Here is a 12456-nt window from a genome sequence, read left to right as displayed (position 1 = left end):
GTACCCGGGGGGCGGGCTCAGACGGTGGTGGTGGCCGAGGGGGCCTTGGCGTCGGGCGCGGCGGCCGGGACGGCGGCGGCCAGTTCCTCGGTCACCCCGGTCGGCGGCGGGGAGACGGCGGCCATCGCCGTGGTCACCACGCCGGACGGCTCGGGCTCGTCGATCACGTTGGTGTGGTCGACGACCTCGCGCCGGGAGATCTTCCAGATGGCGGCGCTGGAGGCGATCAGGAAGACCAGGACGAGGCCGGTGCCCCAGTCACCGAGGCCGCAGACCCACTCGGCGATCGCGGCGACCAGGGCCGCGGCGGGCAGGGTCAGGCCCCAGGCGACGAACATCCGGGTGGCCGTGGACCAGCGCACCACGCCGCCCTTGCGGCCGAGGCCCGCGCCCATCACCGCACCGGAGACCGAGTGCGTGGTGGAGAGGGAGAAGCCGAGGTGGGAGGAGGCCAGGATGACCGTGGCGGCACTGGTCTGCGCCGCGAAGCCCTGCTGCGGCTGGAGGTCGGTCAGCCCCTTGCCCATGGTGCGGATGATGCGCCAGCCGCCGAGGTAGGTGCCGAGCGCGATGGCGATGCCCGCGGACAGGATGACCCACATGGGCGGGTCGGAGTCGGGGGCGAGGGCGCCGCCCGCGACCAGGGCGAGGGTGATGATGCCCATCGTCTTCTGGGCGTCGTTGGTGCCGTGGGCCAGCGAGACGAGTCCGGCGGAGGCGATCTGCCCGGCACGGTAGCCCTTGGCGGCGGCCTTGCCGTCGGCCTTGCGGCCGAGCCGGTACGTCAGCCGCGCGCCGAGCATCGCCGCGATGCCCGCGACGAGCGGGGCGGCGATCGCCGGGAGGAGCACCTTGGTGACGAGCACGTCGCCGTGGACCGCGCCGACGCCCGCCGAGGCGATGGCGGCACCGATCAGGCCGCCCATCAGGGCGTGCGAGGAACTGGACGGGAGCCCGACCAGCCAGGTCAGCAGGTTCCAGAGGATCGCGCCGACCAGGGCGGCGAAGATGACCTCGGGACGGATGCCGGTCTCGTCGACGAGACCCTTGGAGATCGTGTTCGCGACCTCCACCGAGAGGAAGGCGCCGACAAGGTTGAGGACGGCGGACATCGCCACCGCCACCTTGGGCTTGAGCGCACCGGTCGAAATGGTCGTTGCCATCGCGTTCGCGGTGTCGTGGAAACCGTTCGTGAAATCGAACGCGAGTGCGGTTACCACCACAATCGCGAGGATCAGCGAGAAGCTTTCCATTTACCCAGGCAATCGTTCGAGGTCATTGGCTGGTCGAACGTAGGTAACCAGAGTGAACGGAAGATGAACTGAGAAGGGCGTCGCAGTGACCGGAACGAGGGACACCACCTTCCGCTCCGTGCCCGCGCCGATGCTCTGCGGAGACGTGCCTGGCAGGATCGCCGGGATCCGCGCCCGGTGGGACGACGGAGGCGCAGGAGGCCTTCGGGGAGGAGCTGGTGACTGTGACGCGATCGATGGGCGGACGGGCGGAATCGGAGGTGGCCGAGGCCTGGGAGGCCCTCGTCGCGACGGCCCGGCGGACGGTGGCGGACGGGCTGGTGGTCGGCACCTCCGGCAACGTCTCGGTGCGCGTCGGCGACACGGTGCTGGTCACTCCTTCGGGGGTGCCGTACGACCGTCTGGCCCCGGCCGACGCGACCGGCGTCGACCTCGACGGCCGGCAGGTCCTCGGCACGCTGGTCCCCACCAGCGAACTGCCCATGCACCTCGCCGTGTACCGGGCCACCGACGCCCGGGCCGTCGTCCACACCCACGCCGTGCACGCGACGGCGGTCTCGCTGCTCGTGCCCGAACTGCCGCCGGTCCACTACATGACCGCCGCGCTCGGCGGCCCGGTCCGGGTCGCCCGCTACGCGGCCTACGGCACCGACGAACTGGCCCGCACCATGCTCGACGCCCTCACCGGCCGCACCGGCTGCCTCCTCCAGAACCACGGCACGATCACCTACGGCGCCTCCCTGGACCAGGCCTACGACCGCACCGCCCAGCTGGAGTGGATGTGCCGCCTCTGGCTGACGGCCTCCGCGGTACCGGGCCGGTCCCCGTCCCTGCTGACCGAGGAGCAGCTCGCCGAGGTGGCGGAGCGCCTCCGGGGGTACGGCCAGCGGTCCTGAACGGTCCGGGCGGGCCTGAGCGGTCCAGGCGGTCCTGAGCGGTCCGGGCGGGCCTGACCGGACCGTACCGGTCCAGGCGGCTGCGCGGTCCGTCCGCACGCGCTCCTACCCGCGCCACGGCCCTGGGGCCCGGGCCTCGCGCCACAGCCCCGGGCCTCGGGCCACGGGCCACGGGCCCCGTGTCATGGCCTCGGGCCCCGCGTCACGGCCTCGGGCCCCGCGTCGCGCCCCCGGGCCCCGGGCCACGGCAGCAGACCCCGCGCCCCCGGACCCCGGGCCCCGGGCCCCGGCCTACGGCAGCAGGCCCCGCGCCCCCGGACCCCGCGCCACGGCCTACGGCGCCAGGCCCCGCGTCACGGCCCGGGCCCCCCGCCACGGTCCCGGCCCCCGCGTCCCCCGGGCCCCGCGTCACGGCCCCCGGCTGACCCGAACGGCACCGCGCGTCCGCCGTCCCGGTGGCTTACTCCGCGGTCCCTCGGGAAACTGGGAAACGTGCGCATCCTCCCCGCGACGGCCGCTGCCGTCACCGCAGCCCTGGCCGCAGGGGCGGCGAGCGTCGCCGCCGGACGGCTCGCCAGCGACGCCGCGCTCAAGGCGCCGCCCGGCCGCCCCCTGCCCACCGAACCCCGGCTCACGGTGCACGGCACCGCCGCCGGGCAGATCACCCTCACCCGGCACCTGGCCGCGCTGCGCCCCGGCCGGTACGGCCTCGCCGGCGACGGCACCCACGCGGTGGTCGGACCGGTCCTCGGCACCGTCGAACACGGCGCCGACACCGTCGTCCGCCGCCTCGAACGGGTCACGCACGGCACCCTCGTGGCCGGCGACCGGGCGTGGTTCACCCCGAACCTGTACGTCGGCAACCCGGGCACCGCCCTCGACCTCGAACACGCCGACGTCGAGGTCCCCGGCGAACTCGGCCCCCTGCCGGCCTGGTTCCTGCCCGGCTCCCGGCCGACCTGGATCATCGCCGTGCACGGACTGGCCGCCACCCGCGAACACGCCATGAATCTCATGGCACCCCTGAACCGCCGGCAGGTCCCGGTGCTCGCCCTCGCCTACCGCGGCGACGTCGGCGCCCCCTCCTCGCCGGACGGCCTGCACCACTTCGGTGAGACCGAGTGGCGGGACGTGGACGCGGCCGTCCGCTACGCCCTCGACCACGGCGCCCGCCAGGTCGTCCTGCTCGGCTGGTCCACCGGCGCCACCATGGCCCTGCGCACCGCCGCGCTCTCCGGCGTGCGCGACCGCATCGCGGGCCTCGTCCTGGACTCCCCGGTCCTCAGCTGGGAGACCACGCTGCGCGCCCTGGCCGCGGCCCGCCGCACCCCGGGCGCGTTCCTGCCGCTCGCCGTCCGCGCCGCCCAGGGCCGTGCCGGACTGCGCGCCGACCACGACGCCGGGACCGCCGGCCTGTACCGCCCGGCGGTCCCGACCCTGATCTTCCACGGCCCCGACGACGCGGTGGCCCCCTGGCGGCTCTCGCGCCGCCTCGCCGACACCCACCCGCGCCTGGTCGCCCTCCACACGGTCGAGGACGCCCCGCACGGCGCCATGTGGAACGCCGACCCCGACCGTTACGAGGAGACCCTGCGCCGCTTCATGACCCCGCTGGTCTGACCCCGGCGGCCCTGTGTCCCACCGCCCGCCACTCAGGTTCCGTTTAGCGTCGTACCACTGGCCTGTTCCCGTCCCCGACCCGGTTCAGGCACCGCACCTGCGCCGTCCCCGGAGCCCGGTGGGGCATTCCGTTTGGGTTTTCGGACCGTCAACCGGAAGACTGCACCCGTGACGTCCCGTATCCCGCGCGACTCCAGGCTCCGACTCGTCCGCCCGCGACCCCTGGCCGCCGCCCCACCAGTGATGAACCAGCGGCGTCCGCGCCGCGCCGCGCCGCGACCCCCGGAGGGCACACCGGTCCGGTCGGAACTGGCCAGAATGGCACGCTCCGGCCTGGCGGGCGCGGCCCGTGTGGCCCGTTGGGCCGACAGCGCCCTCGGTCCCGGCCGCGGCAGCGCGACCGCCGACGGCAAGGCCACCCTCTCCGACGCGACCGCCGAGCAGGCGGCCCGGGAGCTGGGCCTGACCGTGGCCCAGGTCCGCGCCGACTGGGACACCGCCCGGCTCGCGGGACTGATCGAGGTGCACGGCGGCAGCGCCCGCCCCGGCTGGCGGCTGCGTGCCTGGAACCGCGACGACAGCGCCGTGCTGCGCGGCTGGGTCGCCCTCTTCGACGCCTGGTCGCTGGCCCACCCCGAGCCCGCCGGGCAGGAGCCCGCCGCCGTGGCCGAGGTCATCTCCGCGATGCCCCAGTTGCTCTCCTTCCTCCAGCTGTCCGCGGGCCCCGTTCCGGTGGCGCAGCTCCTCGACCTGCTGGAGCAGCGCGTCACCGAACTGCGCACCGAGCGCTGCGAGGTGCCCTACGGCCCCCGCCTGGAGCCGGGGATCCCGCAGACCCCCGCCGCCGCACCGGCCCCGGACACCGGCCTCGGCACCGCGCTCGCCCCCCTCCTCGACTGGGCCCTGCGCGCCCTCGCCTCCGTCGGCGCCCTCACCTGCGGCGACGGACACGCCACGCTCACGCCGCTCGGCAACTGGGCGGTCTGGGTCAAGCTGGAGCAGATCTGCGTCGCCGCGCAGAGCCCCGCCGGCAACATCGAGCAGCCGGCCGAGGACATGCTCCGCGGCTGCGCCCAGCTCCGCCCGAACGCCGCCCGCGCCGAGTACCGCGCCTGGCTCGCCGCCCGCCCCGTCGGCAGCGCCGTCGCCGAGCTGCTCGGTGCCGCCCGCGGCGACGACGCCCTGCTGCGCGGCCTCGCCTTCGAGGCGCTGCGCGTCGTCGGCGCGCCCGCCGAGCCCGACGTCCGTGCCGTCGTCGACGAGCCGACGCTGCGGCCGTACGCCCTGCTGTGGCTGGCCGAGCACGACGGTGTCGATCCCGAGGACGCCCACGAGGTCCTCACCCGGCACGAGGCGACGTGGCTGTGGGTGGACACCGCCGCCGCCGTCGCCGACCACGGTGAGGCCCCGCTGCTCGTCAGGCACCTCGAGTCCGCCGTGCAGCCCACCGTCCCGGCCCTCCTCGACGAGGTCCGGGCCGTCGGCCACCCCCGTACCGTGCAGGTCCTGGTCGCCCTCGCCGCCGCGCACCCCGATCCCGCCCTGGCCAAGGCCGTGCGCAGAGCGGCCTTCCAGGTGCACACCGGCGGCAGCTGACCCGAGCGGCGGCGGAGCCCTACCCGGGGACCTCCGGCGCGTACGTCCCGAAGCTCCAGATGTTGCCCTCCAGGTCTCGGGCCATGTAGTCCCGCGACCCGTAGTCCTGGTCCGTGGGGGGCATCAGGATGTCCGCGCCCTGCTCCACGGCCCGCCGGTGATGGGCGTCGACGTCCTCCACCACGACGTAGACGCCCGTCGGGCCGGCGCTCTTCATCGCCTCGTCGAAGCGGCTGCCCGTGCCCTTCGAGCCGAGCATGATCGCGCCGTTGCCCTGGGCCAGCTCGGCGTGGGCCACCGTGCCGCCCTCGCCCTCGTACACCGCCAGCTCGGTGAATCCGAAGGCCCGCGTGAGCTGGCCGACCGCCGCCTTGGCGTCCGCGTACAGCAGCGTCGGGTAGACGCTCGGACGGCCGCCGTCGATGCCTGCCATGCCGATCACTCCCTTGTGAGTCGGTGCCGGAGGACGGGACGCCGCGAAGATCCGCACGACCCGGAGGTTCCCGGAATCCGGCCCTGTCGCCCAGTCTCGCACCGCCCACCGACAACGCCCCGGAGCTGTGCCGTCGAACACCGGGACCCCGAACAAGGGACCCCACGGACACCGGAACCCGGGAAAAGTGGTTGCACGGCCCCGTTAGACTGGCCCCATGGCCATTCTCCTCGCGCATTAGACGGCGGGAACGTCCTCCAGCCGCCCGCCCCGCCAACCACCCGCCCAGGAGTCTGACCGTGATCTCCGCCTCCGGCATCGAGCTGCGCGCCGGTGCCCGTGTCCTCATCGAGAGCGCCACCTTCCGCATCGCCAAGGGCGACCGCATCGGCCTCGTCGGACGCAACGGCGCCGGCAAGACCACCCTCACCAAGGTCCTCGCCGGCGAGGGCCAGCCCGCCGCCGGTGCCGTCACCCGCTCCGGCGAGGTCGGCTACCTCCCGCAGGACCCGCGCACCGGCGACCTCGACGTGCTGGCCCGCGACCGCATCCTGTCCGCGCGCGGCCTCGACACCCTGATCCGCAAGATGCGCGACAACGAGCAGCGCATCGCCAACGGCCAGGGCGCCACCCGTGAGAAGGCGCTCAAGCAGTACGAGCGTCAGGAGACGGAGTTCCTCACCAAGGGCGGGTACTCCGCCGAGGCCGAGGCCGCCACGATCGCCGCCGCGCTCAACCTGCCCGACCGGGTGCTCGGCCAGCCCCTGCACACGCTCTCCGGCGGACAGCGCCGCCGGATCGAGCTGGCCCGGATCCTGTTCTCGGACGCGGACACCCTGCTGCTCGACGAGCCGACCAACCACCTCGACGCCGACTCGATCGTCTGGCTGCGCGACTACCTGAAGACCTACCGCGGCGGCTTCATCGTGATCTCCCACGACGTCGACCTGGTCGAGACGGTCGTCAACAAGGTGTTCTACCTGGACGCCAACCGCTCCCAGATCGACGTCTACAACATGGGCTGGAAGCTCTACCAGCAGCAGCGCGAGGCCGACGAGAAGCGCCGCAAGCGCGAGCGCCAGAACGCGGAGAAGAAGGCGTCCGCGCTGCACTCGCAGGCCGACAAGATGCGCGCCAAGGCGACCAAGACCGTCGCCGCGCAGAACATGGCCCGCCGGGCCGACAAGCTGCTGGCCGGTCTGGAGGCCGAGCGGAAGTCCGACAAGGTCGCCAAGCTCCGCTTCCCCGAGCCCGCGCCCTGCGGCAAGACCCCGCTGACCGCCGAGGGCCTCTCCAAGTCGTACGGCTCGCTGGAGATCTTCACCGACGTCGACCTGGCCATCGACAAGGGCTCCCGCGTGGTCATCCTCGGCCTCAACGGCGCGGGCAAGACGACCCTGCTCAGGCTCCTCGGCGGCGTCGAGAAGCCCGACACCGGCCAGGTCGTCGAGGGCCACGGCCTCAAGCTCGGGTACTACGCGCAGGAGCACGAGACCCTCGACCCCGAGCGCACCGTCCTGGAGAACATGCGCTCGGCCAATCCCGACCTCGACCTCGTCGAGGTCCGCAAGACGCTGGGATCCTTCCTCTTCTCCGGCGACGACGTCGACAAGCCGGCCGGCGTGCTGTCCGGCGGCGAGAAGACCCGCCTCGCGCTGGCCACCCTCGTGGTGTCGTCGGCGAACGTGCTGCTGCTCGACGAGCCGACCAACAACCTCGACCCGGCCAGCCGCGAGGAGATCCTCGGCGCGCTGCGCACCTACAAGGGCGCCGTCGTCCTGGTCACCCACGACGAGGGCGCCGTCGAGGCGCTCCAGCCGGAACGGATCATCCTGCTTCCGGACGGCGTCGAGGACCTCTGGGGTGCCGACTACGCGGATCTCGTCGCCCTGGCTTGATCGAATGGATGATCCACTGGGTATGGATCATTCGGCCGATCCGTGATCCACCATCTGTGTGAGATCTCCTCATCACGAGGTGTGTCATACACGGATTTCACGGCCGGACCCCCATCGCCGGGGGTCCGGCCGTTTCGCCTTTCTGACCTGGAACTTCGCGGGAAGACTCGTTCGGCCGTACGGACACGATGCTCCGGAATCAAGCGTTCCGTATGTGGGGGCCCGCTCCTGTCGTCACATCCCTGTCTCATCGACCTTGCCGAATGGGTGGCCATGAGGGCCGCGAGGGGTGATCATGAGGAGACCAGAGCGCACTTCCCATGAGGAGGCACGGGTGGCCGAGACTCTGAAGAAGGGCAGCCGGGTGACCGGCGCCGCGCGCGACAAGCTCGCGGCAGACCTGAAGAAGAAGTACGACGCCGGTGCGAGCATCCGGGCGTTGGCCGAGGAAACCGGCCGCTCGTATGGCTTTGTGCACCGCATGCTCAGTGAGTCGGGTGTCACGCTGCGAGGGCGTGGCGGGGCTACCCGGGGCAAAAAGGCCACAACGGCCTGATTCCCCGGGCGGCCCCTCGACTCCGAAAGTGAAGGTGGCCACCCGGCCGGTCGACAGACCGTCCGGGTGGTTACTGTGCAGTCACTTAGCTCTGCCGTCGTCCGGCCCCCGGGCCGCCGCACGGTGGGGACGACGACCGCATCTTTCGGAGGCGCCCCATGGCTTCGCCCGCCCACGACCTCGGTCCCGTACTCGACCAGGACGGCGTGCGGCTCACCGTCGACGACGCGATCGCCACGGTGACGCTCACCAACCCGGCCAAGCGCAACGCGCAGAGCCCCGCCCTGTGGCGGGCGCTGGCCGAGGCCGGCCGGCTGCTGCCGGGCTCCGTCCGCGTCGTGGTGCTGCGGGCCGAGGGCAAGTCCTTCTCGGCCGGGCTCGACCGGCAGGCGTTCACGCCCGAGGGCTTCGACGGCGAACCGTCGTTCATCGACCTCGCACGGGGTGGTGACGCCGAGCTGGACGCGACCATCACCGAGTACCAGGAGGCGTTCACCTGGTGGCGGCGCAGCGACATCCTGTCGGTCGCCGCCGTGCAGGGGCACGCCATCGGGGCGGGCTTCCAGCTGGCCCTCGCCTGCGACCTGCGGGTCGTCGCGGAGGACGTGCAGTTCGCCATGCGCGAGACCAGCCTCGGCCTGGTGCCGGACCTGACGGGCACGCATCCCCTGGTGTCCTTGGTCGGCTATGCCCGGGCGCTGGAGATCTGCGCGACCGGCCGCTTCGTCGCGGCCGAGGAGGCGGTCGCCACCGGGCTGGCCAACATCGCGGTGCCCGTCGGCCAACTCGACGGCGCCGTGCACGACCTGGTGTCGGCCGTCCTCGCCGCGCCGCGCGACGCGGTCATCGAGACCAAGGCGCTGCTCCAGGGCGCCCAGCACCGGGACTACGAGTCCCAGCGCGCCGCCGAACGCGCCGCCCAGGCACGCCGCCTGCGCGACCTGGCCGGCCTCGGGGAGTAACCCGGGCGCGGACGCCCTCAGTCCACCGCCGTCACCACCACCGCCACCGACGGACGGTCGGACAGGGCGTCCGACACCGCCGCGCGGACCTGCCGGGCGACCTCCACGGCCCGGTGGCCCGCGCCCACCGCCAGCTCCACCCGGACATGGCGGCGCGGCAGGGCTTCCGCCGCCGCCGGCTCCGTGATGACGACCGCACGGCCCAGCGTGGCCGTCAGCCTGGTCACGCCCGGGACACCCAGCGCGACGTCGGCCGCACGGCCCTCGTCACCCTCCCCCCGGTCCACGGCGGCGCGAGGCCGCGGTTCGGGCCCCGGCGCGGGCGCCGGCTCCGTGGCCGCGTCCAGCAGGGCCGTCGCCCGCAGGTCCACGTCCGTCACCGTGAGGCCGAGCTCCCGCGTCGCCGCCGCCAGTGCGGCGCGCAGCCGCGCGGCCGTCGCGGGCAGCGGTTCCGCCGCCGGGGAGTCGACGGTCGCCGCGAAGTCGGCCGTGACCCGCAGCGGCCCGGGCGGCAGCGCGCTCGGCGGAGCCGGTACGGCCGCCTCCTCGAACTCCCCGGGGTCGGCGGGCGCGATCCGCAGCCCGCCCGGACGCACGCCCGCGACCCGCCGGGCCGCGGTCAGCAGAACCTCGCGTGCCGCCCGCTCGGCGATCCAGGCGCCGTCCCGCCGGCCGCCCAGGGGCAGCAGCCTGCCGAGCCCCAACTGCTCCCGCACCGTCCGCGTCCATCGGTCCGCCGTCGTCATTGCTCCAGCCTGCCGCATCCACGGCGCGGGACGCCGCAACCCCGCCTACGGTGGTTTCAGGACTACGACCGAAAGGGACGTACGGCGATGAGTGACATGGAGAGCGGCCGCACCGGACAGGGGATCACGGAACCCACCGGGACGGTCAAGGGCCAGACGGCGCGGCGCGGCGGAGGGGACCCGGGGACCCGGGGGCGGACCACCATCGCCGACGGCGTCGTGGAGAAGATCACCGGAATGGCGGCACGCGACGTCGCCGGTGTGCACGCGATGGGCAGCGGGATGTCCCGCACCTTCGGCGCCGTGCGCGACCGGGTGCCCGGCGGGACGAAGTCGGGGGTGTCGCGCGGCGTCAAGGCCGAGGTCGGCGAGACGCAGACCGCGCTCGATCTCGAGATCGTCGTCGAGTACGGCGTGTCGATCTCGGACGTCGCCCGGGATGTGCGAGAGAACGTGGTGGCGGCGGTGGAGCGGATGACCGGCCTCGAGGTCGTCGAGGTCAACATCGCGGTGAGCGACGTGAAGCTGCCCGACGAGGAGGACGAGGAGCCGGAGCCCCGGATCAAGTGACGCGGACCGAGGAGAGCGCACCATGAACATGGCTGTGGTCGGCATGATCGCCGGCATGGCACTGGGTTTCGCCGGGTACTTCGGCGGCTTCGGTGCCTTTCTGCTGGTGGCGGCCCTGGGGGCCGTCGGCTTCGTCGTCGGCCGCCTTCTGGAGGGGGACATGGAACTCGGCGACTTCTTCCGCGCCCGCGACGACCGGCGACGGTGACCGGCGTGAGCGAGGGGGCCGGTGAGCTCCTCGAACCCCTGGCCGTGGTGGAGCCGGGCGAGCGCGGCGCCACACGGATCGCCGACCGGGTCGTCGCCAAGGTCGCCGCACAGGCGGCGCGCGAGGCGGTCGGCCCGCTTCACCCGGACGCGGAGCGCCCGCACGCCACCGTGGTGGTCCACCACGACACCGCCCACGTCCGGGTCCATCTCGAACTCGACTACCCCTGCGACATCGGCGCCCGCTGCGGGCGGGTGCGTCACCAGGTCGTCCAACGGGTGCGCGCGCTGGTGGGCATGGCGGTGCCGGAGGTCGCCGTCCAGGTGGAACGGCTGCACCTGGCGGCGGAGTACGGCGAGAGACAGGGGAGGACGCGATGAGCGAGCCCCAGGGCACGGACGGCAGCACCCGGCGCATGCCCGTCATGGAGCCCGCCACGGAGCAGGAGACGTCCGGCGACGGAGCCCCGTCTCCGCCCGCCTCCGATGCCGGGAGCGGACCGGACGGCCGTTTCTGGTCCGCCCGCAGGATCCCCGCGGGCATCGTCGCGCTGCTGCTCCTGCTCGCGGCGGGCGCCTTCCTCTACGACGTCGTCGCCGTGCGTACCGGCCGGTCCGCCCTCGGCTGGCGCCGCGACCTGGCCCGGCAGCTCGCCGACCGTCCCCTCGACGACACCTGGGTGCTGGTCGGCGCGGGGGTCGCCGCGGCGCTGGGACTGTGGCTGCTCGTGCTGGCCCTCACCCCCGGCCTGCGCAAGGTGCTGCCCATGCGGCGCACCCACCCGGACGTACGAGCGGGGCTCCACCGGGACGCCGCCGCCACGGCGCTGCGGGACCGGGCCATGGAGGTCGCCGGAGTGCAGTCCGCACGGGTGCGGGTGCGCCGCCGGAAGGCCCGCGTGCGCGCGCTGTCGCACTTCCGGGAACTGGACGACGTACGGACCGAACTGGACGGCGTGCTCGACGACGCGGTGGACGGGCTGGGACTGGCCCGGCGGCCCGCCGTGTCGGTACGGGTGGCGCGACCCGGACGAAAGGGGTGAGGGCGGTGCTGAGGACCGTCGACCGTGTCCTGCTGGGCCTGGCGGGTCTGGTCCTGGTCGCCCTCGGCGGCTCGGTCCTCGCCATCGGCCTCGGCGCCACCGCACCCTCCTGGTGGCTCCACGACGGTCCGCACGACGTGCTGCTGAGCACCGCCGAGCGGACCCGGTGGCGGGACGCCGGCTGGTGGTGGCCGGTCGTCATCGCCGTGCTCGCCGTCCTGCTGCTGCTCGCCCTGTGGTGGCTCGTGGCCGTGCTGCGCCGCCGCCGGCTGGACGAAGTCCTCGTCGACACCGGCGACGGAGAGGGCGCCGTACTGCGGGGCCGGGCCCTGCGGGCCGCCCTCGCCGGGGAGGCGGACCGGGTGGACGGGGTCGAACGGGCCAAGGTCAGGCTCATCGGCCGTCGCGACGCCCCGGCGGCCCGTGTCCGGCTGCTGCTGGCCCCCCACGTCGACCCCGGCACCGCGCTGGGCGACCTCACCACCCACGCCCTGAGCCACGCCCGCACCTCCGCGAGCCTCCCGGCCCTCCCGGCGGAGGTCCACCTCCAGGGCGTCAAGCACCGTGCGGAGCGGGTCAACTGAACCGCGCGGACCGCTCGGCGCGCGCCCCGCGCCCCCGCGCCCGCCCCGCGCCCCCGCGCCCGCCCGGAGTTGCCGGCCGAGGCGCGGTGGGT

At 74.1% G+C, this 12456-nt stretch carries 14 protein-coding genes; 11 read left to right on the top strand and 3 right to left on the bottom strand.

Annotated features, from left to right (window positions below; genetic code table 11):
• Positions 1-17 precede the first annotated feature (17 nt).
• The gene (locus SAM23877_RS08940; protein WP_053128691.1) at positions 18-1253 is read right to left on the bottom strand and encodes an inorganic phosphate transporter; all 1236 of its coding nucleotides are present in this window, start codon (positions 1251-1253) and stop codon (positions 18-20) included.
• 236 nt (positions 1254-1489) lie between these two features.
• Here SAM23877_RS08940 and SAM23877_RS08935 point away from each other — a divergent pair, with 236 nt between their 5' ends.
• The 3 genes from SAM23877_RS08935 (at position 1490) to SAM23877_RS08925 (ending at position 5365) form a co-directional block, all read left to right on the top strand.
• Positions 1490-2149: a class II aldolase/adducin family protein gene (locus SAM23877_RS08935; RefSeq protein WP_053128688.1), complete on the top strand. Its 660-nt coding sequence runs from the start codon at positions 1490-1492 to the stop codon at positions 2147-2149.
• Between the two features lie 492 nt (positions 2150-2641).
• The gene (locus tag SAM23877_RS08930) at positions 2642-3769 is read left to right on the top strand and encodes an alpha/beta hydrolase family protein (RefSeq protein ID WP_053128684.1); all 1128 of its coding nucleotides are present in this window, start codon (positions 2642-2644) and stop codon (positions 3767-3769) included.
• A gap of 318 nt (positions 3770-4087) precedes the next feature.
• Entirely contained in the window at positions 4088-5365 is a 1278-nt protein-coding gene (locus SAM23877_RS08925; RefSeq protein ID WP_053128682.1) for a hypothetical protein, read from the top strand.
• 19 nt (positions 5366-5384) lie between these two features.
• Here SAM23877_RS08925 and SAM23877_RS08920 read toward each other — a convergent pair whose 3' ends face one another.
• The gene (locus tag SAM23877_RS08920; RefSeq protein ID WP_053128680.1) at positions 5385-5798 is read right to left on the bottom strand and encodes a VOC family protein; all 414 of its coding nucleotides are present in this window, start codon (positions 5796-5798) and stop codon (positions 5385-5387) included.
• 299 nt (positions 5799-6097) lie between these two features.
• Between SAM23877_RS08920 and SAM23877_RS08915 the strand changes: the two genes are divergently transcribed.
• The 3 genes from SAM23877_RS08915 to SAM23877_RS08905 all read left to right on the top strand — a co-directional run bounded on the left by SAM23877_RS08915 (position 6098) and on the right by SAM23877_RS08905 (position 9214).
• Positions 6098-7696: an ABC-F family ATP-binding cassette domain-containing protein gene (locus tag SAM23877_RS08915; protein WP_053128674.1), complete on the top strand. Its 1599-nt coding sequence runs from the start codon at positions 6098-6100 to the stop codon at positions 7694-7696.
• A gap of 334 nt (positions 7697-8030) precedes the next feature.
• Positions 8031-8252, top strand: a complete 222-nt coding sequence (locus SAM23877_RS08910) for a helix-turn-helix domain-containing protein (RefSeq protein WP_053128672.1) — start codon at positions 8031-8033, stop codon at positions 8250-8252.
• A gap of 158 nt (positions 8253-8410) precedes the next feature.
• Positions 8411-9214, top strand: coding sequence for an enoyl-CoA hydratase/isomerase family protein (locus tag SAM23877_RS08905; protein ID WP_053128670.1), 804 nt, complete (start codon positions 8411-8413; stop codon positions 9212-9214).
• A 17-nt stretch (positions 9215-9231) separates the two neighbouring features.
• Here the strand turns inward: SAM23877_RS08905 and SAM23877_RS08900 are convergent, their stop codons facing one another.
• A complete protein-coding gene (locus tag SAM23877_RS08900) occupies positions 9232-9960 on the bottom strand; it encodes a hypothetical protein (RefSeq protein ID WP_053128668.1) in 729 nt (242 codons plus the stop codon).
• A gap of 87 nt (positions 9961-10047) precedes the next feature.
• On the opposite strand from SAM23877_RS08900, the gene SAM23877_RS08895 reads away from it, so the two are divergent.
• Genes SAM23877_RS08895 through amaP form a run of 5 tightly spaced genes read left to right on the top strand, consistent with a single transcriptional unit; the run spans position 10048 to position 12364 of the window.
• Entirely contained in the window at positions 10048-10530 is a 483-nt protein-coding gene (locus tag SAM23877_RS08895) for an Asp23/Gls24 family envelope stress response protein (protein WP_053128667.1), read from the top strand.
• 22 nt (positions 10531-10552) lie between these two features.
• Positions 10553-10738 (top strand): hypothetical protein, encoded by a 186-nt coding sequence (locus SAM23877_RS08890; RefSeq protein WP_053128665.1) that lies wholly within the window; start codon positions 10553-10555, stop codon positions 10736-10738.
• On the top strand, positions 10735-11118 hold the full coding sequence (locus SAM23877_RS08885) for an Asp23/Gls24 family envelope stress response protein (RefSeq protein WP_053128663.1): 384 nt from the start codon (positions 10735-10737) through the stop codon (positions 11116-11118). The genes SAM23877_RS08890 and SAM23877_RS08885 overlap by 4 nt, the downstream gene beginning before the upstream one ends.
• Positions 11115-11780, top strand: a complete 666-nt coding sequence (locus SAM23877_RS08880) for a DUF6286 domain-containing protein (protein WP_053128659.1) — start codon at positions 11115-11117, stop codon at positions 11778-11780. The genes SAM23877_RS08885 and SAM23877_RS08880 overlap by 4 nt, the downstream gene beginning before the upstream one ends.
• Positions 11777-12364 carry an alkaline shock response membrane anchor protein AmaP gene (gene amaP / locus SAM23877_RS08875; protein ID WP_053128658.1) on the top strand — a complete coding sequence of 196 codons (588 nt, stop codon included), beginning with the start codon at positions 11777-11779 and terminating at the stop codon, positions 12362-12364. The genes SAM23877_RS08880 and amaP overlap by 4 nt, the downstream gene beginning before the upstream one ends.
• Positions 12365-12456 lie beyond the last annotated feature (92 nt).

Origin of the sequence: Streptomyces ambofaciens ATCC 23877, assembly GCF_001267885.1 — a bacterium.
Lineage (GTDB): Bacteria > Actinomycetota > Actinomycetes > Streptomycetales > Streptomycetaceae > Streptomyces > Streptomyces ambofaciens.
Note: the sequence above shows the minus strand (reverse complement) of the source record. Positions and strands in the feature narration are given on the sequence as shown.

Bases quoted from the DNA above. Each gene is read 5' to 3' on its own strand.
- SAM23877_RS08900 (WP_053128668.1), bottom strand. From the start codon at position 9,960: ATGACGACGGCGGACCGATGGACGCGGACGGTGCGGGAGCAGTTGGGG.
- SAM23877_RS08905 (WP_053128670.1), top strand. From the start codon at position 8,411: ATGGCTTCGCCCGCCCACGACCTCGGTCCCGTACTCGACCAGGACGGC.
- SAM23877_RS08940 (WP_053128691.1), bottom strand. From the start codon at position 1,253: ATGGAAAGCTTCTCGCTGATCCTCGCGATTGTGGTGGTAACCGCACTC.
- SAM23877_RS08895 (WP_053128667.1), top strand. From the start codon at position 10,048: ATGAGTGACATGGAGAGCGGCCGCACCGGACAGGGGATCACGGAACCC.
- SAM23877_RS08890 (WP_053128665.1), top strand. From the start codon at position 10,553: ATGAACATGGCTGTGGTCGGCATGATCGCCGGCATGGCACTGGGTTTC.
- SAM23877_RS08880 (WP_053128659.1), top strand. From the start codon at position 11,115: ATGAGCGAGCCCCAGGGCACGGACGGCAGCACCCGGCGCATGCCCGTC.
- SAM23877_RS08925 (WP_053128682.1), top strand. From the start codon at position 4,088: ATGGCACGCTCCGGCCTGGCGGGCGCGGCCCGTGTGGCCCGTTGGGCC.
- SAM23877_RS08920 (WP_053128680.1), bottom strand. From the start codon at position 5,798: ATGGCAGGCATCGACGGCGGCCGTCCGAGCGTCTACCCGACGCTGCTG.
- SAM23877_RS08935 (WP_053128688.1), top strand. From the start codon at position 1,490: ATGGGCGGACGGGCGGAATCGGAGGTGGCCGAGGCCTGGGAGGCCCTC.